Below are 24,723 nucleotides of genomic sequence, written 5' to 3' on the forward strand. Positions count from 1 at the left end.
CCGGGGGGCGCGCCCGTCCCCCGGCGGGTCCAGGGCAGAGCCCTGGCCGGGGAGCGGGGGCGGAGCTCCCGCCCGCTACGCGTCGTCCTCGTCGGTGGAGTCGACGCCGGAGCGGTCCTGCTTGCGATCGAGGGTAAGCGAGAAGGCGACGGAATAAAAGTGGTGAAAGAAATCGACGTATTCGACGTAGACGTCGCTTGGCACGGTGAGCATGGCCGGGGAGTAGTTGATGATGCCTTTGACGCCGGCTTCGATGAGGAAGTTGGTGGCGCGCTGGGCCCGGTTGACGGGCGTGGTGATCAGGCCGATCTCGATGCCCAGTTCCTTGACGGCGTCCTTGAGGCGTCTGGTGCACACGACTTCGAGGCCCGAGACTTCCTCGCCGATTTTGAAGGGGTCGCAGTCGAAGGCTCCGACGATATCGAAACCGCGAAATTTGAAGTCCTGGTGGCGCAGCAGCGCCTTGCCCAGGTTGCCGACGCCGACGAGCGCGCATTTCCAGACGCGATCGACGCCAAGGGAGTGCTTGATGGAATAGATGAGGTCCTGAACGTGGTAGCCGACGCCCCGCACCCCGAATTCACCAAAGTAGGCGAGGTCCTTTCGGATCTGGGACGGGTTGACGCTGCAGGCGCGGGCGAGCAGTTCGGAAGAAACGACCTGGGAGCCTTCGCGCTTGAGTGTTTCCAGCACTTGCACGTACATGGCCAGGCGCTTGATAGTGGCCTTTGGGATGTGTTCGCTTTTCAAGGCGGCATCCTTTTGGGTGCGTGCCGGGACAGTCTTGGGTTGGAAAAAAAAAGGAGGCCGGGCTCCCGGCCTCCTTTCCGGGACGTTCTACTTAGCCGGTGATGACCTGCGCAAACGGGTGAGCGAAGAGCAGGATCAGGCAGACGACCAGGGCGTAAATGGCCAGAGATTCGATGAAGGCCAGACCAAGGATCAAGGTAACGGTGATTTTACCACCGGCCTCGGGGTTGCGGGCGGTGCCTTCGCAAGCGGCCTTGAGGCCCAGACCCTGACCCAGACCGCAGCCGGCGGCGGCGATGCCCATGCCGATGGCGGTGGCCCAGGAGATGGTGCCGATGGCGCCCATGGCGGCGGCGTCAGCGGCGAAAGCGGCGGTGGCCACGGTCAACAGGGCGGCGGTCGAGAAGATGGTCATGAAAGCCTTACGCATGTCGATCCTCCTGAGAACAGGTGTTTAATAGTTACGGTCCTAAGGACCATTTCCCCCGATTCTAGTGAGCGTGTTCCAGCGAGCCCTTGAGGTAGATCATGGCCAGCATGAAGAACACGAAGGCCTGGATGCAGTCGGCCAGCGAGAACAGGAAGTACATGGGAAAGGTGCCGACCACGGGCGCCAGGGCGAAAAGCAGCACCAGGACGATTTCCTCACCGCGGATGTTGCCGAAAAGACGGAGCGTGAGGGAGAGCGGCCGGGCCAGGTGCGAGATGATTTCGATGGGCAGCATCAGGGGCACCAGCCACCAGAACGGGCCCATGAAGTGCTTGATGTAGCCCGCGCCCCACATCCGGATGCCCCAGAAATTGTAGTAGATGAACACCGTGATGGCCATGGCGGCGTTGGTGTTGACGTTGTTGGTCGGCGAGTCGAAGCCCGGGATCAGGCCGATCAGGTTACAGGTGATGATGAAGATGAAAAGGGCGCACAGGAACGGGAAGATCTTGCGGCCTTTTTCGCCGATGTTTTCGACGACAAAGGTCTCGAGGCCGCCGACGACGACTTCGAAAAAGTTCTGGATGCCGCTCGGCACCATATTGAGCTTACGGGTGGCCAGCATGCCCAGGGCGATGAGCAGGACCATGACAAACCAGGCGTAGATGACGTTCGAATCGATTACCTGGGCGTGAAAGACATCGTTGAGCTTATAGAGCCCAACGCCTTTCGCGACCTCTTCGACGAGCAGAACCGGATGCGGCAACCCACCAGCCATGTCCTATGCCTCCTTTCCCGTAAGCGTTTGGCGCGTCCTGGAGCCGGCATAGCGCCAAGCGCCCCAGACGAGGAAGTTAACCACCACCGTGGTTATGCCGGCCAGAAGCGGCAGCGGCATAGCCCCGAACCAGACAATGCAGGCGAAAAGCGCCGCGCCGGAAATGGCCAGCCGCAGATAAAACCGGGCCAGCACCGCCAACACGGCTTCGCGCTTGTTCCCATATCCCGTGATCCGCTGGCCGAACCGGGCCAGGGAACAGAAATTGAGCGAAATGATCACGGTCCCGGCGGCCAGGGACCAGGCGGCCACGGAGACGCCGGACAGCGGCAGGCAGACGAGCAGCACAAGGGCGGTTAGGACGATCTGGTTGCGGACAAGCTCGCGCACCTCGGGGTGGACATACCCCCGGCGCAGCAGCCACCGATCCAGCCGGTCCCTAAGATTTTTTAGCATCATCGCCTTGCCCCTGCCCTTCCTGCTCATTCTCGCCGTCCTGCCCGTCTTCCCCGACCCGGGCATCGGCCTTCTGGATCTTTTTGACTTCCTGCATGACGTTTCGAAACCCGGCAATGATGCCGAAGATCAAAAACGCCAGCAGCAGCCATGGCTTGGTGCCCAGCCATTTGTCCAGCCACCAGCCCAGAAAAAGTCCGACAAAGGTGGCGGAGACCAGATTGAGCCCGACCACCGACGCCGACGCGATGGAATCGCGGACACCCTTGTCTTTGATCAGTTTACCGAACACCTTACCCTCCCGGTGGGCCAGCCAGGACGAGCGGGCGCTCGTGCACAAGTTCACAAGTCGAGAGGAACTAGCATGGCCCCCCGGGAAAAGTCAACGGGGGCAACCCACTTTCACCCGCCCCGAAACACCTTGTCCCGCGCCAATCGACGGGGCACCGTATCCCCACCGCCGGGCGCGGGCAAGGCCGTTTTGCACCCCGCCCCGATTTCGCGGCGTTTTGTTCATGACATCGGCATGGTTTTTCGCTACAAATGGGGATAGTCGGAATCTCGTTTCCGCCAAGGAGGAAAACCATGAAACGTTTTCTGTTCGTTGCCCTTGTCCTGACCTTAACCCTGGCAGCCGCCAGCATGGCCCTGGCCCAGTCCACCATGTATTGCGTCAAACCCAACGGCGCGGCCGTGGCCGCCATCACCATGCCCCCCGGCGACACGCACGACCCGAGCGTGGTCTGCAACGCGGTGGTGCCCCAGTGCTACCTGACCTGCACCGCCGTGCTCCAGACCCAGATGGGCGGCGCGGCGCCCAACGTGCCGGCCATTCCCGTCACCCGGCAGATGCTCCAGAACCTCGGCAACCCGGCCCCCGAGACCCCGGCCATGTGCGCCCAGCAGTACCAGCGGTGCGTGGCCCAGTGTCGCGGCGACCGGGCCTGCGTCAGCTACTGCCAGTCCGTGCGTTCCGGCTGCGGCACCGGCAACCGCCGGGGCTGGTAGCTCCGGCCGCGTTCCTTTTTTTCGCTTTCCCGCCGGAGGGCCTGGCCCTCCGGCGGTTTTTTTGCGCCTCAGGCCTTCTCCTGCGCCGCCAGCGCGTCCAGCACCTCACGCAGGTGGTCGATGTGGAATTGCAGATGGTAGCTCCCGAGGCCGGCGATCAGCGCGCCGAGGGTCGGATACTCGCTCAGGGGCGACTGTTTCAGCTGGGGGATGCGCGCCTTGCGGCCGAGATCCTCCTCGGAGAGGCTTTCGGCGAAAGCGGCCATGGCCTCGTATTCCTGCCGGATGGCGTTGCACAGTTCCCCGGCGTCCAGGGCCTCGCGCTCCTCGGACAGATAGGTTTTTTCCACGCCGATGTTGAGGGTGGGCGCGTCCGCGTCCAAAAAGGCCTGGAAGAGCGGGCGATAGCCCCCGTCCGCGCCCAGGATGTGGGACAGGATCTCCCGGGGGGACCAGCGTCCCTCGGGCGCGCGCGAAAGGGTCGCCGCATCGATTTCCCGGCAGACCGCCGTCAAGGCCTCGAGCTTTTGCCGGATCTCCCCCGCCACTTTGCTTCCCGTGGTCGTTGCCATTGCGCTGCCTCCTTTCCGAAAAGGTGGAACAGGATGGGATCACGGCCACGATACCCCCGCTTGCGCGTTTGGGGCAAGCGGCAGGCGTGTTGCGACAGGCGCGGCTTATCGGCGAAACATCCGGGGCCGCCCGCCCGAGCCGCCGACCCGCATGAAAAGGGCCGGCACGATACCCGCGACAAAGACGGCGGCGGTCAGCAGAAAGCTTTCCCGAAACCCCATCATCCGGCCCTGGGCGGCGATCATTTGCGACAGGAAATGGTAGGCCGCCTCGGGCCGCAGGGCCTGGGACACGTCGTCGTAGACGCCGGCCCTGGTCAAAAGCAGCGAAATGACGTCCAGGGTGTCGGCGGCGGCGTGGGTGCCGGTTTGCAGGGCGTTTAGGGCCTGGCAGTAGAGCGTGGTCTGGCGCTCCAGGTAGACGGACAGCAGGCTGACCCCCACCGCGCCGCCGAGCTGGCGCATGAAGTTGATGTTGCCCGCGCCCTGGCCCATCTGCTCGGGCATAAGAACCCGCACCGCGCCGCTGTTTAAGGCCGGGGTGATGCAGCCAAGGCCCAGCCGGCCCAGGAGCACCCACCAAGTAAAGGTCCAGAAGTCGGTGGAGGTGCCGGCGTCGGTCATAAGCCAGCTCGAGTAGCCGAAGATGGCCAGTCCGAAGACGATGAGCAGGTACGGCGGCACCCGGTCGGCCAGCCGCCCGGAAATGGGCGAGGCCGCCCCGATGGCCAGTCCGGCCGGCATGAGCATGAGCCCGGCGGCGGTCGGCGTGTAGCCCTGCACGGTCTGGACGAACAGCGGAATCAGGTAGGTGGAGCCGAAAAGCCCCATGCCGAGAATAAACGAGACCACGGCGGCGGCCAGAAACCGGGGATTGGCATAGACGCCGAGGGCCAAAAGCGGAGCGCGGCAGGTCCGCTCTCGGACCAGAAAGGCCGCCCAGGCGCAGGCGCTAACGCTCAGCGCGCCAAGGACGAAGGCCGAATCCCAGCCCTTGCGCTGGCCATTGGACAACCCGCCCAAAAGCGAGGCCACGGCCAGGCACAGCAGCACGAACCCGGGCAGATCGAACACCCCGGCCCGGCGCTTTTCCGGCCTGGGCAAAAAGGCCAGTCCCAGCGCCGCGCCCACCAGGCACAGGGGGATGCCCATGAAAAAGATGTAGCGCCAGGAAAAATTGTCGATGAGCACCCCGCCAAGGGTCGGGCCGAGGGCCGGGGCCACCACGATGCCAAGGGTGTAGATGCCCATGGCCGTGCCGCGCTTGGTGGCGTCGAAAACGGTCAGGATGACCACCATGGACACGGGCTGGATCAGCCCGGCCGACGCGCCCTGGATGACCCGGGCCAGGATGAGCACGTCTTCGCTTACGCTCATGCCGCCGATGATCGAGCCCGCGACGAAGGCCACCAGCGCCGCCTGGTAGGCGACCAAGGGGCCGTAGGCGGCCAGCGCCCAGCCGGTCAGAAGCATGCTTGCGGTCATGGCCGCCAGAAAGGCGGTGGACAGCCATTGCACCTGGTCCTGGCCCATGCCGAATTCGCCCATGATGTCCGGCATGGCCACGTTGAACATGGTGGAGGACAGGACGGTTGCGATGCAGCCCATCATCACGGCGACGGTCGCGTACCATTTATAGGCCGCGCCGTAGCGCGCGGTCAGCGACTCAGCCGTTTTCGGCGTCAATGTCCACCTCCACCATCATGCCCGGGCGCAGGGGATTGTCCGCCGGCTGGTCGACCTTGATGCGCACCGGCACCCGTTGGGTGATCTTGGTGAAGTTGCCCGAGGGATTGGGGCTCGGCAGCAGGGCGAACTGGTTGGTGGCGGCGTCGCCGATGCGCTCGACCGTGCCCGCGAAGCGCCGGCCGGGGTAGGCGTCCACGGTGATGTCCACCTTCTGGCCCGGGCGCACGCCGGCGAGCTTGGTTTCCTTGAGGCGGGCCTCGACCCAGACGGCCTTGGAGTCGTGCAAAAGCAGCATGCGCTGGCCGGGGATGACGAATTCCCCGGGCTCGACGAACTTGCGGTCCACCACGCCGCCAATGGGGCTTCGCACCACCCGGTCGGCAAGCGACACTTCCTTCTGGCGGATCTGGGCCCGGACCTCGGCCATTTGCGCGGCCAGCTGCTCGATCCGCTTTTGGAGCACGGCCACGTCGCCGCGCCTGGCTTCGGCATCGGCCAAATTGGCCCTGGCCTCGGCGATGGCGGCCTTGGCCTGGCGCATCTTTTCCGCGGTCTGCTCGTTGGTGGTGCGGGCCACGTCCCAGGCCTGGGTGGAGATGACCTTTTGCGCCACGAGGCGCTTGTTGCGGTCGTAGTCGAGCCTGGTGCGCTCGAGTTCCGCCTGGGCGGCGCTGAGCGCCGCCTCGGCCCCCTCATGGCGGGCCTTGGACGCGTTCACGTCGCTTTCCGTGGAGCCGCGCGTGACGCCGAGCTGGGTGGTCAGGCGCTCGGAATCGAGGCGCAAGGCCTCGAGCTTGGCCCGCAGTTCCTCCACTTCGAGCGACGCCTCGCGCTGGTCGATGCGGGCCAGCTCCTGGCCCTTTTCCACCGTATCGCCGTCGGTCACCGGCCGCGCGGCCACAAAGCCGTCCACCCGGCTGCTGATGGTGACCATGTCCGCCTCCACCTTGGCGTCGTTTTCCGTGACGTGGTTCCAGCGCAGCCCCACCCAGCCGGCAAGGGCCGCGACGACCAGGCCGAGGCCCGAGGCCAGAAGCAGTTTCCTGCGGCGCGGGGACACAAAAAAAAGGGGCCGGCCGGCCCTTGCGCTGCGCGTCGTCTCCGTGGACATGTTCGGTTGGACTCCTTCGGTACGCATAGTGGACAGAAAAACGCGACGTGCCGGGAGGTTCTAGCCGTCGACGCGGGGGGAGGCGTTCAGGTTGGCCAAAAGCCGCGTCATGACGCGCAGGCACACGGCCAAGTCCTCTTCGGCAACCCCGTCCCACAGCGTCCGACGAAATTCGGCCACGATCCGGCCGATCTCGTCCCGGATCGCCTCGGCCTGCCCGGTCAGGCAGACATCCTTGCTGCGCCGGTCGGCGGGCTGGTCGCGGCGGGTGATAAGCCCCATGCGCTCCAGGCCGTCGAGCACGCGCACCACGGTCGGGCCTTCGACGCCGATGCACTCGGCGATATCCTTTTGGGGCATGACCCCGCCGTTATTGGAAAGGTAAAACAGGATAAGCCACTTGGCCTGGGTCAGGCCCAGCGGGGACAGACGTTCGTCGAGACGCGTGCGCATGAGGCGCGCGGCGCGGCTTATGGCGGTGCCGAGTTGTTCGCGAGGGGTTTTGGGCATGGTTCTCACTCTTTTCGCTGCAAAGCTATTTAATAGCACCCTATCGTTTGTCAAGCTTATAAACCACACCAACTAAAATCGATTGACGTATGGGAAATCTTAAAATATAGTATTACTGAATTAAAAAACAGATGGTTAGGCGAAGAAAGCAGCGGGAGCGTGCGCAATGAACGATAAGGACGAGATGCACAAACTGCTCAATATCGAGATTTTGGAAACCGCGAAACAGCATTACTCCGAACTCAGGCAAACATGGTCGCTCCTGGATAAAAAAGCCGAAAGTTCCATCACCGTGGCTGGTATTTTTCTGGCAGCCATTTTTGCATTCATGAAGGAATTCAGCCACAATATAGGATACTTTGAAAAAATAACCCTAGTCGGGATAGTGATCTTTTTAATGTCTACGATTGCACTCGCTCTCGCGGCCCTATGGGGGAGAAAGTCTTACATTTCTCCACCCTCGGAAAGTATCAGAGGGCGTGTTGAAAAACTACTAAACATCAAGGAAACAGAGCCGGTTGACGACTTTATCAATTTATCAATATCACTATTAAATGATTTCTCAACAGATTGGGACAAGATCAGCGATAAAATTTTTATAAAAATAAAGAAAAAAGGAGCATACACGATACTATCTCAAGTAACACTCTTTACATCTCTAGTACTTGTTTCAGTCACAATGGCAATAAAAGTTCTTATTGCACAATAAAACCAAGTTCAACAGGGATCAATTATGACGCAATGTATCTACGAAAAAGGTGGGGTACGATGCCCTTTTAAGACAAAAAACAACAGCATCTATTGCGAAGCACACCTCATGTTAATGAATAATGCCACCCTGATAGAGTTATCCCAAGGAACAGGGCATTTTCGATTTTCTCGATTACGGCATGTAGTTAACCAAAACAAACCGTTAGGCAATTCTCTAGGAGGAAGTCAGGCTGTTTACATCAAGGCCACTACGCACGGCGCGGTGATTGCCCGGGAAACCGGCTCTGCGAAATTGGTCAACCGGCCAAACTGCACACCTGTTTTAGGAAAAAAGTAGCCCGCGCGAGCCCACATCGACGCCGCGCCGTAAGCCGAGTTTCAGGCGCGCATGTGTGCGTCGCGTCCCATGCGCGATGCGAACAGTCACACTACCCCGCCGCGCGGGCCGGGGTGCGGATGCACTGGGTCAGCGCCAGCGAAAGCACGCCGAGGCCAATGCCGATGAAAAACGGGATCCGGTAGTCGAACATCCACAGCAGCCCGCCGAGCACCGGCATGAGCACGGCCGCAATGTGGTTGATGGTGAACCCCATGGCCATGCCCGAGGCGATGTCCTCGGGAGCGGCGATCTTCTGGTAGTAGGTGCGCACGCCGACGTTGAAGTTGAAGAGCAGAAAATCGAGCACGTACATGCAGCCGGCCACGATGGGCGATTCGGTGTAGGCGTAGGTGAGAAACACCAGGATCATGCCGGCGTATTCGACGGAAAGCAGCTGGCGCTCGCCGAACCGGTTGATGGCCCGGCCGATCATGGGGTTGAGGAAATAGTTGATGACGTTGTTGACGACGAAGAGAATGGTGATGGACTGGACGGTGAAATCGAACTTCTTGACCAGCAAAAACACGGCGAACACCACGAAGATCTGCCGCCGCGAGCCTTCGAGAAAGGTGAGCATGTAGTAGAGCCAGTATTTCCGGCGCAGATACATCTTCTTTTTCTGGGGCGGGCCGGCCGGGGTGCAGTCCTTGCGCGAAAGCCCCCACAATCCGACCAGGATGACGCAGACCCCGGCCACGGCGAAAATCTCGGTGTAGCCCATGGCGTCGGCCAGGAAATAAATGGCCACGCCGACCACGATGTTGCCGAGCGCCGCCAGGGCCCGGATGCGCGAGAGCACCACCGGGGCCTCGAGGGTGTTGAAATGCTGGAGGGTGAGTGACTGGTTGAGCGGCTCGAAGGCGTGAAAGCCGGCGGACCAGATGAGCGTGGTGAGGCTTAGGCCCCAGAGGTTGGGGAAAAGGCCGGTCAGGGCGATGCCGAGGCCGAGCACGACGATGGACAGGGCGGCGGCCCGCTGCTCGCAAAAAACGAGCAGCACGTAGACGACGAGCATGGACAAAAAGCCCGGCACCTCGCGGATGGACTGGACGAGGCCGATCTGGTCGGCCCCGAGGTGGGCCGTTTCCACGGCGAAGTTGTTGATCAGCGTGCGCCAGGCTTGCAGCCCCGAGGTCGAGGCCACGACCATGACGAGGAGAAAAAGCAGGATGTCCGCCCGCCCGCTGGCGCGAAGGGCCGTGCGGGTGAGCGCGTGTTCCGGCCGGGCCGGATCGTCGCTTCGTTTCACGGAATAATGCTCGGTTTGTGGGCTTCAAGCCACAGTTGCAGGACGAGCAGCGTCCAGAGCTTCTTGCGATGGTCGACCGCGCCGGTGGCGTGCTCGGCCACGAGGCGCGACACTGCCTTGGGGTTGAAGATGCCCTGCTCGCGCAGGTGCTTTTCGCCAAGGAGCATATCCACCTGGGGGCGCAGATGGCCGCGCAGCCAGGAGGCGACGGGGATGAGAAAGCCCCGCTTGCCCCGGCCCAGGATTTCCTTGGGCAAAAGCCCGGCCACGGCTTTCTTGAGCAGGTATTTCCGCTTCGTTCCCCGCAGCTTGTAGCGCGAAGGCAGGCGGCAGATGAATTCGGCCACGTCGCGATCGAGAAAGGGGGCGCGCGCTTCCAGGGAATGCATCATGGAGCAGCGGTCCACCTTCACCAGGATGTAGTCGAGCATGTACTGGCGGGCGAAGGCGTAGCCGACCCGGGCCAGCGGGTCCTTGGCCGGGTAGGCGTCGAAAAGCGCCCTGGTCGGCGCGAAAAGGGTCGCCGGGTCGAGCATACCGGCCGGCGGGTCGCGCCACAGGTTCGCCTGGGCCTCGGCGGTGAAGGCCGAAAGCCAGGTCTGGACGCGCAGCCACTGCGGCGCCCGGGCCCCGGCCAGAAAGGTGTCGGCCACGAACCGGGGGTTCACGTAGCCGGCCGATTGCGGCAGCAGTCTGGTCAGCGGCTCGATGAGGCGCTTGCGGGCGAAGGACGGCAGCCGGTCGTAGGCCGCGGCCAGCTTGAAGGCCGGAAAATACTCGTAGCCGTAGAAAAGCTCGTCCGGGCCGTCGCCGCCAAGGGCCACGGTCACGTTTTCGCGGGTCACCTGGGACAGCAGATAGGTGGGCACGATGGACGGGTCGGCCATGGGCTCGTCGAAACGCGAGACGATCTCGGGCAAAAGCGCCCCGCAGGCGTCGGCGGACAGGATGCGCTCGTGATGGTCGGTGGCGAAGCGCGCGGCCACCAGCCGGGCGTAGCGCGACTCGTCGTAGGAAGCCTCGGTGAAGCCGATGCTGAAGGTCTTGATGCGCGAGACCATGCCGGCGGTCAGCGCCGCCACGGTGGAGGAATCCACCCCGCCCGAGAGAAATACCCCGAGCGGCACGTCGGCCACCAGCCGGCGCTTGACGGCCTGGGCCAGAAGCAGGCGCAGCTCGGCGCACAGGTCCTCTTCCGAGGCCTTGGGCTCGGGCCCGGGCAGGGGCATGTCCCAGTAGGAATCGGTGGTGAGCCTCCCGTCCCGAAACAGCAGGTAATGGCCGGGCCTAAGCTTGAAGACGTCCTTGTAGATGGTCTCCGGGGTCGGGACGTATTCGTAGGCGGCAAAGCGCATCAGCGCCGCAACCGGCGTCTCCAGGCGCAAAAAAGGCAGCCTGGCCAGGGCGGAAAGCTCCGACCCGAAGGCCAGCACACCCTTTTGCAGGGTGTAATAAAAGGGTTTCTTGCCGAAGCGGTCCCGGGCGGCGAACAGCGTGCGGCTGGCCTTGTCCCAGAGGGCGAAGGCGAACATGCCTTCCAGGGCGTCGAGGCCGGCGGGACCGTCCAGCAGCCAGGCGGCCAGGATGACCTCGGTGTCGCTTTGGGTGCGAAAGCGGAAGCCGCGCGCCGCGTAGCGGGCCTTCAGTTCCCGGTAGTTGTAGATCTCGCCGTTGAAGGTGACCACAGCCCGGCCGTCCGCGTCTTCCATGGGCTGGGCCCCGGCGGCCAGATCGATGATGGAAAGGCGTCTGTGGCCCAGGGCGCACGGGCCTTCGAGCAAAAGCCCCTCGCCGTCCGGGCCGCGATGGGCCAGGGCCCCGGTGGCCGCGGACAGAAAGGACAGGCGCTCGGCCTCGGGCGGCAACCCGCCGCCGGCGGGCCAGACGAAACCGGCGATGCCGCACATGGCTCAGCCTCGCTCGTTCCCGGTCGGCCGGGCGAAAAAATCCAGCACGGACCGGGTATTGGTTTCAGGATCGAACATGGCGGCCACCCGTTTCCTGCCGGCCGCGGCCATGGCCACGGCGCGGTCGCGGTCGGCGGCCAGGGCCATGATGGCGTCGGCCAGGGCCCCGGGGTCGCGTTGTCCCACCAGCCGACCGGTCACGCCGTCCTCCACCACTTCCGGGATGCCGCACACGTCCGTGGCCACCACCGGCAACTGGTGGGCCAGCGCTTCCATGATGACGTTGGGGATGCCGTCGCGGTCGCCCGAGGGATGGACCACGCTCGGCATGACGAAGATGTCGCTGGCGGCATACAGTTCGCTCATGCGGTCGTGGCTGACGAAGCCGGGCATGAAGACCCGGGCCCGCAGGCCATGGATGCGCACCCGGCGGCGGATGACGGCCGTGGGCAGGGGCAGGCCCGCGCCGACCAGGGTCAGCTGGAAGGGAAAGTCCCGCCGGGACAGCAGGGCGCAGGCGTCGATGAGGACCTCGAAGCCCTTGGTGCGGCAGAAACGTCCCACGGCCAGAAGCCGGTACGGCGGCTCCATGTGGACCGGGGACACGGATTTTCCGGTCAGGGTCAGGCTGTTGTAAATCTGGCTGATCTTGCCGGCCGCTTCCGGGACGATGGAGGCCAGGTAGGGGATGTTGGCCTTGTTGTTGGTCAAAACGGCGCAGGCGGCGCGAATCTTGTCCGGCAGCGCCCCGTCCTGGGGATAGATGTCCCCGGCCCGGGCGGAAAAGGAAAAGGGTATGCCCGAAAGCCGCGAGGCCACCCAGGCGGCCGTGGCCGGGCCGTTGGCCCAGCCGGCGTGGATGCGCTCGATGTCGGCGGCCAGGAACTTGCGGGCCAGGGTGAAGCCGGCGCACATGGCCCAGACGTTTTCCCCGGCCACCTCCAGGCAGCTCCAGCGACGCCAGGGGACGTGCGCCAGGATGCGGGCGGTTTCAACGGGCCGCCGGACGGCCCACCAGGCCATGTCGGCCAGGATGCGCGGCACGGCGCGAAGGCCCAGTCGCGTGACGCTCGGGGAGACCCGGCGCATGTCGGACGACAGGTTTTTGGCCGCCTCGCCGTAAAGGGCGTAGACGGAAAACGGCATGCCGGCTGCCTTGGCATTTTCCACTTCCCGGAAGATGAACGTCTCCGAGGGCAGCGGATACCACAGCAGGATATAGGCGGTCTTGGGAAGGCTCAATAGTATTGCTCGCCGGATGCAGGCTTGGCGTTTCGGGGTGCAGGCGGCTATGTAGTCCAGGGAGCGGGGGGCTGTAAAGCCGGGGGCTTTCTCCGGCAAACGCTTGCGCCGAAGCCGTGATGCGGCTAAGCATACTTTTGGAGCCTGCCGCGTATCGCGGTCTGGCCCGGCGGAAGTGGGAACGCATCGTTTTTTCTCGACATAAATGGGCATACGGCTATCGAGGTTGCCATGGCGCAAACCAACATCCTCCTGGAATCGGGCACCAACGAGCTCGAGATCATCGAATTCTACATCGATGAGGCCACCGAACCCGGGGTCAAGCCTTACCGGGCCTACTACGGCGTCAACGTGGCCAAGGTATTGGAGATCATCCGTCTGCCCAAGGTCACGGGCATGCCGCAGACCCCGCATCCGAGCGTGATCGGCACGTTCAACCTGCGCTCCCGGGTCATTCCGCTCATCGACCTCAGCCTGTGGCTCGGCAAGCCCATGGCCCGCGACGAGAACACCAAGGTCATCGTCTCGGAGTTCAACAAGGTCATCAACGCCTTCATGGTCTCCGGGGTCACGCGCATCCACCGCCTCAGCTGGTCCGAGGTGGAGCCGCCCTCGGGCTTCGTGTCCACCTTCGCGGCCAACAATTTCACCGGAGTGGTGAAATTCGAGGACCATATCGTGCTGCTGCTCGACATGGAGCAGATCATCTGGGACTTGAACCCCGCCCTGGCCATGAAGACGGAACGGGAAAAGGCGGCCGCCGCCATCCCGGAACCCGAGCGCTCCTCCTACAAAACCCTGGTCGTGGACGACTCCAACTCCATCCGTCGGCTCATCGCCTCCTATCTGGAGAAGGACGGCTTCGAGGTCATCCAGGACATCAACGGCCAAAATGCCTGGAACCGGCTGTCCGGCTGGAAAGCCGAGGACGCCAAGGGGACGCCGCTTACCCGCAACGTCAACCTGGTTGTCACGGACATCGAAATGCCGTCCATGGACGGCCATACGCTGTGCAAGAAGATCAAGGACGACCCGGTGCTCAAGCAGCTGCCGGTGGTGCTCTTTTCGTCGCTTATAAACGACCAGCTCTACCACAAGGGGCTTTCGGTCGGGGCCGACGACCAGGTGACCAAGCCCGAGGTCGGAACCCTGGCGGAACGGGCGCGCAAGCTCATCGAGGAGCACCGCTAGGACCGCGCTCCCGACAAGGGCTCGCCCCTTCCGCAAGAGTGGAAGAGACGCCCGGCCGGAAAATCTTCCCCGAGGACTTCTGCCGAGGCTCTCCGCGACGCCTGCGAGGCAGGCCGCCGCATTTTCAAGAAAACGTCACGGAGAAGCCGCTTCCGCTCCCCATAACCGGACTCCCGGCCAGGCGTCCCGCGCCGGCGCGCGTGCGTCCCGCGGCCGCCCGGGCGCAATCACCGAGGGGAAGGCGTATCCATGCGGATGTTGCTTGTTGCCAACGAGGGTCGGGCCAGGGAGCGATTCGTCGCGGCGCTGGCGGCGCTTGGGGCCGCGTGCGATGTGGCCGCCACGTCCCGGGATCTGCTGACGGCCATGCGCCATTGCCGGTACAGCGGGGTGCTCTTCGACGTGCCGACCATTGTCCGGACCAAGGATTTCGACAGAAAGCTGCTCCATGCCCTGGCCGAGGTGTATCCGTCGGCGCGCCTCAAGTATGATCCGGCCACGGATGCGATTTTCGCGCTGGGCAGCGAATCCGGCTCCGGCTGCCTGGACGGGTTGTCGGTATTCGTGGCCGCCTGCCGCGATTTCCTGCCCCGGGGGCTGCGTCGGGGGGAGCGTGTGGACGTGACCCTGCCGGCGGTGCTGTGGCGCACGCCGCCCCGCGACGACGGCGACGGGCCGGGGGGCGAGAAAACCTGCACCACCAATATTTCCTCGCTCGGCTGTTTCGTGTTCACGACCGCGCCCTGGACAGTCGGCGCCCCGGCCTGGCTGGAATTTCCGAACATCACGAACGGCGCGGTGCGGGCGAAAGTGGCCTGGCACGAGCCCTGGGGCTGCCGGCGGGCGGTGCCCGGGGTGGGGCTGGCTTTTTTGGAACAGCCGGCGGCATTGTGCGCGGAGCTGACGCGGCTGGGCTGCGATCCGACGGATTTCGAGGTTGCCTCGCCGCCGAAACGGCCTTAGGTAGCTTTTTCGCGGAGGGATGGCCGAGCGGTTTAAGGCGGTGGTCTTGAAAACCACTGGCGGGGTAACCCGTCCGGGGGTTCGAATCCCTCTCCCTCCGCCAGTTTACGAGTTTTTCTCCATTTTCCCAAAAAGACTTCCCCCACACTATCCCCCACAGAGATGGGGAAAGTCAGCACGGGATCGGAGAGTTACTCAATATAGCCGAGGGCACGAGGTCTTTTAGTCTCACGCATGAACCGCAACGGTGAGAACGTCTCATAAAACAAAAAAAATGAGACGCAAACCCAACAACGTTTATTCAATGAGACACAAGCCGGGGGCGCACCTCGCTTCCTCCAAGCAGGGGGAATAACTCTCGCCAAGCACTCAACCGCCTCAAGGACGCCCCCCTATCGGCTGGCCGCCTCGATCCTGTCCGCCACGTGGCGGGCAAAGGGGATGGAGCAGGTAAAGGCCGGCGACACGGCGTTTAAGACATGCAGCGAGCGGGCGTCGCCCTCGAGGACGAAATCCATGACCAGCTTGCGCTTTGCCGCGTCCACGAGCTGGGCCCGGATGCCAGGACGGCCCCATTTGCGGTAATCCGAAACGCGCACGCCCGTGGCCAGCTCCCCGGCCAGCCGGACGATATGGGGCCGGAACTGCTTGCGCAGCTCCTCGGCCGCCAAGCGGCGGAAATCGAAATCCGCCCCGGCGAAAAGCGACAGCTCGCGCCCCACGATCTCCCGGCATTCGCCAAAATCGAAATTGGACAGCCAGCCGTACTGCTCCCGCCAGAAACAGGGGATGGCCGTGGGGCCGACCTTCACCTTGCCGTCCACGGTCAGCGTGAAATGCACGCCCAGAAACGGATTGGCCAGGTTGGGCACGGGGTAGATGTGGGTGGCCAGCGGCGGCGCGGCAGGATCGGCGTAGAGGTACAGCCCCTTGAAAGGCAGCAGGTGGTATTTTTGGGAGAAGCCGAAATCCTTGGCAATGGTGTCGGCATACAGCCCGGCGGCATTGACGACATAGCCGGGGGTATAGGTGGCCGCGCTCGTGCGCACGTCGCAGCCGGCGCGCCCCAGGTAGCGCACGCCGGTTTCGATGGTCACCCCGGCCTCGCGCGCGGCGGCGGCCATGGCCGCAAGCACCCGCAAGGGATCGATGGAGGCCGTGGTCGGGGAAAAAAGCGCCGCCCCGCAGGTTTTGACCCGCGGCTCGATGGCCCGGGCCTCCCTGGAAGTGATGCGCGAAAGTTCCACCCCGTTTTGTTTGCCGCGCGCCAGCAGCGTGTCCAGGACCGGCACCTCGGCCTCGTTTTTGGCCACCACCAGCTTGCCGCAGGATCGCACCGGCAGGCCCCGCGCGGCGCAAAAGGCCCTAAGCGCCGCGTTGCCTTCCCGGGTGAACCGCGCCTTGAGGCTGTCGGCGGTATAATAGAAGCCGGCATGGATGACGCCGCTGTTGCGGCCGCTGGCATGGGCGCCGATGTCCGGCTCTTTTTCGAGGACCGTGATGGAGGCGCCGGGATGGCGCGCCGCCAGTTCGCGGGCAATGGAAATGCCGACGACGCCGGCGCCGATAACCAGAAAATCGGGGGTGGTGGAAGAAGGCATCATACAAGCGACTCCGGGTGCAGGACAAAAAAAGGGCCCGCGTCCATGGTGAACGGAGGCGAAAGACGGCGGCGCGCCGGCACGATGCGGCGCGTCACGGCCTGCCTGTTGGCCCAAACGGGAGAGGGCGTCAAGAAGTCCGCCTGGCGCCGATGGTTGCCGCTGGAAGGAAAACGCACTATTTGGTGGGCATGACCACGCCCAAGCCAAGCCAGGAATGCGGACTGCCCGGCAGGGCCAAAACCGTCTGCCCGGATGGGGAGGCGACACAACCGGCGAACGCCATCGCCTGGTCCGGGCACAGGGCCGCGCTGGCCGCCTGCCTCGACGGACTGGTCGTCACCGACCGCGCCGGCGTCGCCTGCGCCCCGGACGAAGGCTTTCGCCGCTGGCTGGACGCGGCGACCACCGTGCGCCACGCCGGCGGTTGCGTCTTTCTCGTCGGCAACGGGGCCAGCGCCTCCATGGCCAGCCATTTCGCCACGGACCTGGCCAAGAACGGCTGCGTGCGCACCCAGGTGTTCACGGACCTTTCCCTGGTCACGGCGCTCGGCAACGACATCCGGTTCGAGGAAATCTACGCCGAACCGCTGCGCTGGTACATGACGCCCGGCGACATTCTGGTGGCCATCAGCAGTTCCGGCAATTCGCCCAACATCGTGCGCGCCGTGGACGTGGCCCGGGAACGCGGCGGCTTCGTGGCCACGCTTTCGGGCTTTTCCCCGGACAACGCCATCCGGCGGCGCGGGGACCTCAACTTTTACATCCCCGCCCCCACCTATGGCCTGGCCGAAACCGGGCACGCCTCCATCCTGCATCACTGGATGGACCTCATGGAATGCTGCCGCAAAAAAGAAGTATCCCGGTAGGATGGCGGCGCGACAGGGCGTCCGGACCGTGCCGGCGCGGAAAACGCTTTCCCAGGACGCGCCGGCGTCGTATGATGGCGCTTTCCAAACTGTCGCGAAGCAGGGTTGCCGCCAGGCGGCGCGCTTTGCTCGGGAGAACCGGCCATGCCTGAAATAACGCTCGATTCCCGCATGGACCTCTTAAGCGAATGCGTCAATATCGGCCTTGGCCGCGCCGCCGAGGCCTTAAACCGCATGTGCGACAGCCACGTGAAGCTCTCGGCCCCGGAAATCCGCATCATGAGCCGGCCAAGCCTCACCGCCGCCACCGCCGACCGCTGCCCGGCCATCTGCGAAGGCGTGTTTTTGCCGTTTTTCGGCGCCATGCGCGGCATGACCGCCCTGGCCTTCGCCCATGCCGACGCCGCCGCCCTGGTGACTGGGCTGACCGAGGCCATGGGCATCCCCGACCCTTCGCCGCACATGCGCGAGGACACTCTGCGCGAAGTGGGCAACGTGGTGCTGGTCGGCGTGCTCGGGGCCATGGGCACCATGCTCGGCCTGCACGTAAGCTACCAGCCCCTGTCCACGGCCAACAACCTGGGGCCGCTTCTGGCCGTGGCCGACGCGCTGTGCTCCGTGACCCTCTACGTGCGCGCCCAATTCGCCGTGGCCCGCTACCTGGCCACGGGCGACATCCTGGTGGTCATGGCCCAGGACGGCTTCGACGCCCTAACCACCGCCCTGGACACAAAGATCCGGGAACAAACCGGGTAGGACCGCCCCGACATGCGCGTCGTCCTCATCTCCCCCTATCCCGACATCACCGCCTTCGGCGTGCGGGCCATCTCGTCGTTTTTGCGCCAAAACGGCGTGGCCACCCGGCTGGACAACCAACCGACGCGAGGCTAAAAGCCGTTGCGGTCACGACCGCGAGGAGGAACGGGGTGCCACCAAACACAGTCCGACCGGCCGACGCCAGACAGAGCCGCCCCCCGAACGTCTGATTCATGGGACTGCTGCGGTTTCTTCTCGCCCTTTCCGTTCTCGTCGGCCATTCCGACCACGCCCTGGGCCTGCCGGCTCTGGACACCACCGTGGCCGTACGCGCCTTCTATATTTTGTCCGGCTTCTACATGTCCCTGGTCCTCAACGGGAAATACCGGGACGTTCCCTACGCCGGTTTTCTCGGCAGCCGCTATCTGCGGCTTTTCCCCTGCTACCTGACCGTCCTGCTCCTGACCCTGGCCTACGGCGGCCTGGTCTGGGCCATCCGGGGAACCGTGGAGTGGCCGTTCCAGGGCTGGGCCAAGGCCCTTCCCTCCTTAAACGACGTGTCCATCCTGGTCTATGCCGCCGCCAATCTCTTTATCGTCGGCCTGGACGCCCTCTGTTTCGTCGCCGTGGACGCCCGGGGCGCACTGCACCTCTCGCTTGATGCCGGAGGCAGCGGAAACGCCTTTTCCGGCCTCGTCTGGATCAGCCAGGCCTGGACCCTGGGACTGGAGCTTTTGTTCTACGCCCTGGCCCCGTTCATCGTCCGCCAACGTCCCTGGCGCATCGGCGCGCTGCTCCTGGCCAGTTTGGCCCTGCGCTTTGCCGTGTTCCCGGCCCTGGGGCTGCCGACCGACGCCCTGGGCGACCGCTTTTTCCCTTTCGAACTGGCTTTTTTTCTGGCCGGAGTCCTGGCCTGCCATGTCTATTTCCGGCTGAAGGCACGCCAACCCTCGCCAAGGATTCTCGCGGCGGCCCTGGCGGTTCTTTTCGTCGTGGCGGCCAACCCGTTGCTCGACCTGCCCCCCTGGGCCCGTTACCTGACCCTGGCAGTCTGTCTGCCCCCCGTGTTCCTTCTTTGCCGCAAAAGCCGCCTTGACCGATGGATAGGGGAACTTTCCTATCCCATGTATATCGTCCACCTGCCCGTTTTTTACGCCGTCACCCAGTTCACAGCCTGGCCCACCGAGACCGTGGGCTCGGCCCTGGCCATCCTGGCCTCCGTCGGCCTGCTTCTGGCGGTGGAGCGACCGGCCGACGCCCGCCGGATCGCCTGGGTCAAAGCCGGGTTTCCCGTGCCAAGGCGAAAGGTCCTCCTGGCCGCCGGCCTGGCCGTCGTCATCCTGGCCCTGCCGCTTGGCCTCAAACGCGTCATGCTGTGGCAGCGCGCGGCTACGAGTCTCCCCCTGGCCGCCCACGATTTCCTGCCCGAACAGCCGGCCACGGTGGTTCTGATCGGCTTTGACGGCCCGCATCCCACGGGCGACGGAACCATGTCGCGCTGGGGCCTGGGTCCCAAAAGCGAGATCATTTTCCGCCTGCCCCGGGCGACAAACATCCGCCTGCGATTCGCCTACACCAGCTTGTCCCCCGGCCAGACGGCGCGCATCTCCTTTGACGGCCGCGACATCGAAAGCATTCCCAGCCGCGCCGGGGAGCCTATCTACCGGGAATACCTGCTTCCCGGCGCCCCAGGCGACAATGTGCTGCGTTTCCACTACGCCTCCTGGAATGGCAAAGGCGCTCCACCAATCCCGGGCGACCCCCGCCCCCTGGCCGTGGATTTCACCCAACTCGCCCTGCAACCCGTGCAAACAGCGGCCACCCGTATCCCGCCGCCTTGACAAGCGCCGCCCCATGGCGGCACTCCTGATACTGGTCAAAGTTTACCAGCCCGAAGAGAGCCCCGACATGCGCGTCGTCCTCATCTCCCCCTATCCCGACATCACCGCCTTCGGCGTGCGGGCCATCTCGTCCTTTCTGCGCCAAAACGGCGTGGCCACCCGGCTGGTGTTTCTGCCCGATCCCCTGGGCGACGCCCTGACCGACCAGCCCGAGCGCTACCCGGCCCGCGTCCTCGACGCCCTGGCCGATTTGTGCCGCGACGCCGACCTCGTCGGCATTTCGCTCATGACCAATTACATGGACAACGCCGTCCAGATCACCCGGTCCCTGCGCGCCCGCCTGCCGGTCCCCATCCTTTGGGGCGGCGTGCATCCCACCATCCGGCCCAGGGAATGCCTGGACACGGCGGACATGGTGTGCGTGGGCGACGGCGAGGAAGCCATCCTCGACGTCTGCCTGGCCCTCGAGGCCGGCAATCCGGTGACCGGCATCGCCAACATCTGGTCCAGGCTCCCGGACGGCGCCGTGGCCGAAAACCCGGTGCGGCCGCTGACCACGGACCTCGACGCCCTGCCCGCGCCGGACTGGTCCCATAAGGACCACTCTATCTGGGACGACACGGCCGGCGGCATCGTCCCCCTTACCACGGCCGTCACCGAACGCTTCCTGGCCGGCGGCACGGTTTCGAAGATGCTCGGCCGGGTGGGCTACCAGACCATGACCGGCCGGGGCTGTCCCCACCGGTGCGCCTACTGCGTCAACGACGCCATCAAGTCCCTTTACGGGGCCAAGGGCTACCTGCGCTGGCGAAGCGTCGCCCACGTCATGGACGAGCTGGCCGAAGCCCGGCGCATCATGCCCTTCATCGGCTATGTCTGGATTTCCGACGACGCCTTTTTCGCCCGGCCCCTCGAGGAGATCCGGGATTTCTGCAAGGCCTGGAAGGAACGCGTCGCCCTGCCGTTTACCTGCCTGGGCAGTCCGGCCACCATCACCCGGGAAAAGATGGAAGCCCTGGTCGACGCCGGCATGATCTACCTGCAAATGGGCGTGCAGACGGGCTCGCCGCGCATCCAGGAGCTTTTCAACCGCAAGGCCATGGGCAACGACAAGATGCTCGCCGCCATGCGCGTCATCAACAGCTATAGGGACAGGCTCCTGCCCCCGAGCTACGACTTCATCCTGGACACGCCCTACGAGACCGTAAAGGACCGGCTGGACTCCATCCGCTTTATCGCCCGCATCCCCAAGCCGTTTCGGCTCCAGCCCTTTTCCCTGGTGCTCTACCCCGGCACCAAACTCGCCGCCATGGCCGTGGCCGACGGCTACCTCACCGACGAGCGCAGTCAGGTCTACACCAAGAGCTACACCATGCGCCGGCCGGACTACTGCAATTTCCTGATCCTTCTGGCCAAGGGCGGCCGGTTTCCCTCCGGGCTGCTGGCTTTGTGCGCCCGGGACGGCGTGGCCAAAGTGTTCGGCTCCAAGCTTTTCAGGCCCTTTTGGGAGCTGGCCTTTGCCGTGGCCGGACCGGCCAAGCGGCTGGTCAAAAGACTGCTGGGGCGGCGGTGAGGGTCCTGCTCGTCCAGTCCTGGCTCGGCGGCGACGGCCCGCCGGTCTATCCGGTGGGGCTGGCCTGCCTGGCGGCAAGCCTGCCCGGCCATGACGTGGCCTGCGTCGACCCCAACGTGGCCGCCGATCCCATGGCCGAACTGGCCGCGAAGGTACGCGCGTTCGCGCCGGACGTGGTCGGCGTGTCGCTGCGCAACATCGATTCCACCAACACCCGGGTCAACGTCTCCTACCTGCCGCCCTTCGAAGCGGTGCTGGACACGGTGCGCCGCGATTTCTCCGGCCCTCTGGTGGTCGGCGGCTCGGGGTTTTCCATGTTCGCCCCACGCATCATGGAAACCCACCCGGCCATCGACTACGGCGTGTACCTGGAGGGCGAGCTTCCCTTCGCCGCCCTGATCGAGGCACTGGCCGCCGGGACGGGAGGCGACCCCGCCGCCGTGCCCTCGGTCTATGTCCGCGACGCGGACGGCACGGCGCGACTGACCTCCCCGGCGGCCCCGGGTGCGAAAAACGACCTGGCCGGCCTGCCGGAACCGGATTTTTCCGTGCTGCCGCTTGCCCCCTACGCCGCCGTGCCCTGGGGGGTGGGCGTCGAGACCAAGCGGGGCTGCGCCCTGTCCTGCCTCTACTGCCCCTACGGATTTTTAAACGGCAAGGCCTATCGCAAGAAGGACCCCAAACGCGTGGCCGAGTCGCTCTACCGCCTGGAGCACGAGCAGGGACTTAAGCGTTTCACCTTTCTCGACTCGGTCTTCAACGTGCCGGCGGACCACGCCAGGGACGTCATGCGGGCCATGATCGCGCGCGGCGTCACGCTTTCCTGGTCGGCCTGGTTCACCGAGCGGGGGCTTAACCGCGAGTTTCTGGAGCTGGCCCGCGACGCCGGCTGCGATACGGTCATCTTCTCCCCCGACGCCTACGGCGACGGCGCGCTCCGAAAACTGGGCAAGGCCGTGACCGTGGCCGAGATCGACGCCGCCTACGGGCTGGTGCGCGACATGGGCTGCTTCGAGGTGAGCTACAACTTCTTCAAGAACCCGCCCGGCCAGACGCTTTTCGCGGCGGCCGGCATGCTGGCCTTCCTGCTTCGGGCCAAGCGGCAGATGGGCCGGCGGGCGCATTTCGAAATCAACACCCTGCGCGTGGAGCCCCACACCGCCCTGGCCGAGCTGGCCGCGCGCGAAGGACTCATCGAACCCGGAGCCGACCTGCTGACCCCGGTCACCTACAGCCAGCAAAAGACGCTCTACCTGGACAAATTCTTCAATCTCCTGCTGCGGGCCGCGGGCAAGTAGGCATGAAGGTTTCGGAAAGCCTGGGCCGCGATCTGTTGCGCCTTGTCGTCTGGTATCCGCTGCGCCTTGTGGTCGAGCGCCTGCCGCCCCGGACCGGACTCGCCCTGCTGGCCCGCCTCGGCCGGCTCCATGCCGCCCTGGCGGGGAGGCGCGGCGGCCGGGCGGACAGGCTCAGGCGGGCCGCCGGCACGGTCGCGCCGGGGCTCGACGAGGCCGCGAAAAAAGACCAGATGGTCGCCGCCTACGAGACGCACTACGTCAACCAGCTGTCCATCTTCGTCTTTCCCCGGCTGACCCGGGACAACCGGCCCTCGGTGCTCACCATCGAGGGTATCGAACACCTCGACGCCGCGCTCGCCGCCGGACAGGGTGTGGTGCTGCCCATCGGCCATTTCGGCCCGACCCAGCTGCCCCTGGCCGCCCTCGGACTGCTCGGCTACCCCATGCTCCAGATCGGCTTTTTAAGCGACGCCGGCCTGTCCTTTATCGGCCGCCACGTGGCCTTCCGCCTGCGCCGAATCTACGAAAGCCGCATTCCGGCCGCCATCGTGCCGCCCGGACCGGGCACCCGCCGGGCCGTCGAGCATCTGCGCGCCGGCGGCGTGGTCATGACCACGGCCGACGACGGCCCCGGGCAGGTCCCCTTCGGCCGGCACGCGGATTTCGATTTCCCGGGCGGCAGCCTCAGCGCCCCCCTGGGGCCGGCCAAACTGGCCCTGGCCACGGGCGCGGCCCTGTGTCCGACGTTTCTCGGCCCGGGCCGTGACGCCCCGTTTCGCCTCACCATCGAAGCGCCCTTGGAAGTTCCGGCCGTTTCGGATAAAAACGCGGCCGGTCGCGCCATGACCAAGGATTTTCTGGACCGCTACGCCGCCCGGGTCGCTGCCATGCCCGGCTGGTGGCACGGTCTGGAGGATCATGTGTTTCCCCTGACGACGCGACACATCCGGGACTGAGCCTCACCCGCCCCAAGGAATCGCTATGGATGAACAGCTGACCTTGTCCGTGGTCATCCCCGCCCACAACGAAGAGGGCAATATCCGGGACACGGTGGCGGGTTTGCGCCGAGTGCTAACGCGCGAGGCCATCCCCTACGAGCTGGTGCTGGTCAACGACAACAGCACCGACGGCACGGGCGCGGTGCTGGCCGCCCTGGCCGGGGAAGACCCGCATGTGGTCATCGTCCGCCGCGCGCCGCCGCGCGGTTTCGGCCGGGCCGTACGGGCCGGGCTGGAGCAGGCCGGCGGCGACGTCATCGTCATCTGTATGGCCGACCAGTCCGACGACCCCGAGGACGTGGCCCGCTATTACCGCAAGATCGAGGAAGGCTACGACTGCGTGTACGGCTCGCGGTTCATCCGGGGCTCGCACTGCTCGAACTATCCCCGGGTGAAGCTCGTGGCCAACAGGCTCGTCAATCGTATGCTCCAGCTCCTTTTCTGGACGCGCTTCAACGACCTGACCAATTCCTTCAAGGCCTACCGCGCTGCCGTGATCCGCGACATCTGGCCGCTCAAGGCCTGCCACTTCAACATCACCATCGAGCTTTCGTTAAACGCCCTCATCCGCGACTACACCATCGCCCAGGTTCCCATTTCCTGGCAGGGCCGCACCTGGGGCAACTCCAACCTGCATTTAAGCGAAATGGGCCGGCGGTACTTAAGCACCATGCTGCGGGCCTGGTTCGAAAAAAACCTCATCCTCGACGACCTGCTCGAGGAAAAGGTGGCCTGCCGGACCAGGACCGCCGCCATGCGCGCGTCGCTGGAAGCGCGGGTGGAAAAGCTGGAACGTCGCCTGGCGGAGGTGGAAAAAGACGCATAACCCCGACGCGGCGCG

Annotated in this window: 24 protein-coding genes and 1 tRNA gene; 12 read left to right on the forward strand and 13 right to left on the reverse strand. The window is 64.9% G+C overall.

The genetic code is table 11. The features are described 5' to 3' along the window. Window positions 1-75 precede the first annotated feature (75 nt). The 5 genes from K9F62_05180 to K9F62_05200 form a co-directional block, all read right to left on the reverse strand. The gene (locus tag K9F62_05180) at window positions 76-750 is read right to left on the reverse strand and encodes a redox-sensing transcriptional repressor Rex (GenBank protein ID UJX42081.1); all 675 of its coding nucleotides are present in this window, start codon (window positions 748-750) and stop codon (window positions 76-78) included. Window positions 751-841: 91 nt separating this feature from the next. Next, the gene (locus K9F62_05185) at window positions 842-1,180 is read right to left on the reverse strand and encodes a F0F1 ATP synthase subunit C (GenBank protein ID UJX42082.1); all 339 of its coding nucleotides are present in this window, start codon (window positions 1,178-1,180) and stop codon (window positions 842-844) included. A 61-nt stretch (window positions 1,181-1,241) separates the two neighbouring features. After that, window positions 1,242-1,958 carry a F0F1 ATP synthase subunit A gene (gene atpB / locus K9F62_05190; protein ID UJX42083.1) on the reverse strand — a complete coding sequence of 239 codons (717 nt, stop codon included), beginning with the start codon at window positions 1,956-1,958 and terminating at the stop codon, window positions 1,242-1,244. A 3-nt stretch (window positions 1,959-1,961) separates the two neighbouring features. Then, entirely contained in the window at window positions 1,962-2,414 is a 453-nt protein-coding gene (locus K9F62_05195; protein UJX43135.1) for an ATP synthase subunit I, read from the reverse strand. Next, window positions 2,398-2,706, reverse strand: a complete 309-nt coding sequence (locus tag K9F62_05200; protein ID UJX42084.1) for an AtpZ/AtpI family protein — start codon at window positions 2,704-2,706, stop codon at window positions 2,398-2,400. The genes K9F62_05195 and K9F62_05200 overlap by 17 nt, the downstream gene beginning before the upstream one ends. Before the next feature lie 293 nt (window positions 2,707-2,999). Here K9F62_05200 and K9F62_05205 point away from each other — a divergent pair, with 293 nt between their 5' ends. Next, window positions 3,000-3,422 (forward strand): hypothetical protein, encoded by a 423-nt coding sequence (locus tag K9F62_05205; GenBank protein ID UJX42085.1) that lies wholly within the window; start codon window positions 3,000-3,002, stop codon window positions 3,420-3,422. Between the two features lie 68 nt (window positions 3,423-3,490). Here the strand turns inward: K9F62_05205 and K9F62_05210 are convergent, their stop codons facing one another. The 4 genes from K9F62_05210 to K9F62_05225 all read right to left on the reverse strand — a co-directional run bounded on the left by K9F62_05210 (window position 3,491) and on the right by K9F62_05225 (window position 7,304). Beyond that, window positions 3,491-3,994 (reverse strand): DinB family protein, encoded by a 504-nt coding sequence (locus tag K9F62_05210; protein ID UJX42086.1) that lies wholly within the window; start codon window positions 3,992-3,994, stop codon window positions 3,491-3,493. A 105-nt stretch (window positions 3,995-4,099) separates the two neighbouring features. Then, window positions 4,100-5,680 carry a DHA2 family efflux MFS transporter permease subunit gene (locus K9F62_05215; GenBank protein UJX42087.1) on the reverse strand — a complete coding sequence of 527 codons (1,581 nt, stop codon included), beginning with the start codon at window positions 5,678-5,680 and terminating at the stop codon, window positions 4,100-4,102. Further along, a complete protein-coding gene (locus K9F62_05220) occupies window positions 5,661-6,794 on the reverse strand; it encodes an HlyD family secretion protein (GenBank protein ID UJX42088.1) in 1,134 nt (377 codons plus the stop codon). The genes K9F62_05215 and K9F62_05220 overlap by 20 nt, the downstream gene beginning before the upstream one ends. Before the next feature lie 60 nt (window positions 6,795-6,854). Continuing rightward, complete coding sequence (locus K9F62_05225; protein ID UJX42089.1) at window positions 6,855-7,304, reverse strand: MarR family transcriptional regulator; 450 nt, start codon at window positions 7,302-7,304, stop codon at window positions 6,855-6,857. Between the two features lie 166 nt (window positions 7,305-7,470). On the opposite strand from K9F62_05225, the gene K9F62_05230 reads away from it, so the two are divergent. Next, window positions 7,471-8,013, forward strand: a complete 543-nt coding sequence (locus K9F62_05230) for a hypothetical protein (GenBank protein UJX42090.1) — start codon at window positions 7,471-7,473, stop codon at window positions 8,011-8,013. A gap of 430 nt (window positions 8,014-8,443) precedes the next feature. Here the strand turns inward: K9F62_05230 and K9F62_05235 are convergent, their stop codons facing one another. From K9F62_05235 to K9F62_05245, 3 genes are read right to left on the reverse strand one after another with little or no spacing between them, the layout of a single operon-like run. Beyond that, on the reverse strand, window positions 8,444-9,643 hold the full coding sequence (locus K9F62_05235; GenBank protein ID UJX42091.1) for an MFS transporter: 1,200 nt from the start codon (window positions 9,641-9,643) through the stop codon (window positions 8,444-8,446). Beyond that, entirely contained in the window at window positions 9,640-11,550 is a 1,911-nt protein-coding gene (gene asnB, locus K9F62_05240; GenBank protein ID UJX42092.1) for an asparagine synthase (glutamine-hydrolyzing), read from the reverse strand. The genes K9F62_05235 and asnB overlap by 4 nt, the downstream gene beginning before the upstream one ends. A gap of 3 nt (window positions 11,551-11,553) precedes the next feature. Beyond that, window positions 11,554-12,792, reverse strand: a complete 1,239-nt coding sequence (locus K9F62_05245; protein UJX42093.1) for a glycosyltransferase family 4 protein — start codon at window positions 12,790-12,792, stop codon at window positions 11,554-11,556. A gap of 231 nt (window positions 12,793-13,023) precedes the next feature. Between K9F62_05245 and K9F62_05250 the strand changes: the two genes are divergently transcribed. The 3 genes from K9F62_05250 to K9F62_05260 all read left to right on the forward strand — a co-directional run bounded on the left by K9F62_05250 (window position 13,024) and on the right by K9F62_05260 (window position 15,049). After that, window positions 13,024-13,983, forward strand: a complete 960-nt coding sequence (locus K9F62_05250; protein ID UJX42094.1) for a chemotaxis protein — start codon at window positions 13,024-13,026, stop codon at window positions 13,981-13,983. 249 nt (window positions 13,984-14,232) lie between these two features. After that, a complete protein-coding gene (locus K9F62_05255) occupies window positions 14,233-14,946 on the forward strand; it encodes a PilZ domain-containing protein (GenBank protein ID UJX42095.1) in 714 nt (237 codons plus the stop codon). Between the two features lie 13 nt (window positions 14,947-14,959). Further along, window positions 14,960-15,049, forward strand: a tRNA-Ser gene (locus tag K9F62_05260). A gap of 289 nt (window positions 15,050-15,338) precedes the next feature. On the opposite strand, the gene lhgO is transcribed toward K9F62_05260, so the two are convergent. Continuing rightward, window positions 15,339-16,550, reverse strand: coding sequence for an L-2-hydroxyglutarate oxidase (gene lhgO, locus K9F62_05265; GenBank protein UJX42096.1), 1,212 nt, complete (start codon window positions 16,548-16,550; stop codon window positions 15,339-15,341). 188 nt (window positions 16,551-16,738) lie between these two features. On the opposite strand from lhgO, the gene K9F62_05270 reads away from it, so the two are divergent. The 7 genes from K9F62_05270 to K9F62_05300 all read left to right on the forward strand — a co-directional run bounded on the left by K9F62_05270 (window position 16,739) and on the right by K9F62_05300 (window position 24,708). Further along, a complete protein-coding gene (locus tag K9F62_05270; protein UJX42097.1) occupies window positions 16,739-17,416 on the forward strand; it encodes an SIS domain-containing protein in 678 nt (225 codons plus the stop codon). Window positions 17,417-17,560: 144 nt separating this feature from the next. Then, on the forward strand, window positions 17,561-18,172 hold the full coding sequence (locus K9F62_05275) for a chemotaxis protein CheC (protein UJX42098.1): 612 nt from the start codon (window positions 17,561-17,563) through the stop codon (window positions 18,170-18,172). A gap of 233 nt (window positions 18,173-18,405) precedes the next feature. After that, window positions 18,406-20,013, forward strand: coding sequence for an acyltransferase (locus tag K9F62_05280; protein ID UJX42099.1), 1,608 nt, complete (start codon window positions 18,406-18,408; stop codon window positions 20,011-20,013). 67 nt (window positions 20,014-20,080) lie between these two features. Further along, window positions 20,081-21,586 (forward strand): B12-binding domain-containing radical SAM protein, encoded by a 1,506-nt coding sequence (locus tag K9F62_05285; GenBank protein ID UJX43136.1) that lies wholly within the window; start codon window positions 20,081-20,083, stop codon window positions 21,584-21,586. Next, window positions 21,583-22,884: a cobalamin-dependent protein gene (locus tag K9F62_05290; protein ID UJX42100.1), complete on the forward strand. Its 1,302-nt coding sequence runs from the start codon at window positions 21,583-21,585 to the stop codon at window positions 22,882-22,884. The genes K9F62_05285 and K9F62_05290 overlap by 4 nt, the downstream gene beginning before the upstream one ends. 2 nt (window positions 22,885-22,886) lie before the next feature. Further along, window positions 22,887-23,840: a lauroyl acyltransferase gene (locus K9F62_05295; GenBank protein UJX42101.1), complete on the forward strand. Its 954-nt coding sequence runs from the start codon at window positions 22,887-22,889 to the stop codon at window positions 23,838-23,840. 25 nt (window positions 23,841-23,865) lie between these two features. After that, complete coding sequence (locus K9F62_05300; GenBank protein ID UJX42102.1) at window positions 23,866-24,708, forward strand: glycosyltransferase family 2 protein; 843 nt, start codon at window positions 23,866-23,868, stop codon at window positions 24,706-24,708. Window positions 24,709-24,723: the final 15 nt, after the last annotated feature.

Origin of the sequence: Desulfovibrio sp. JY, from assembly GCA_021730285.1 — a bacterium.
Classification (GTDB): domain Bacteria; phylum Desulfobacterota; class Desulfovibrionia; order Desulfovibrionales; family Desulfovibrionaceae; genus Solidesulfovibrio.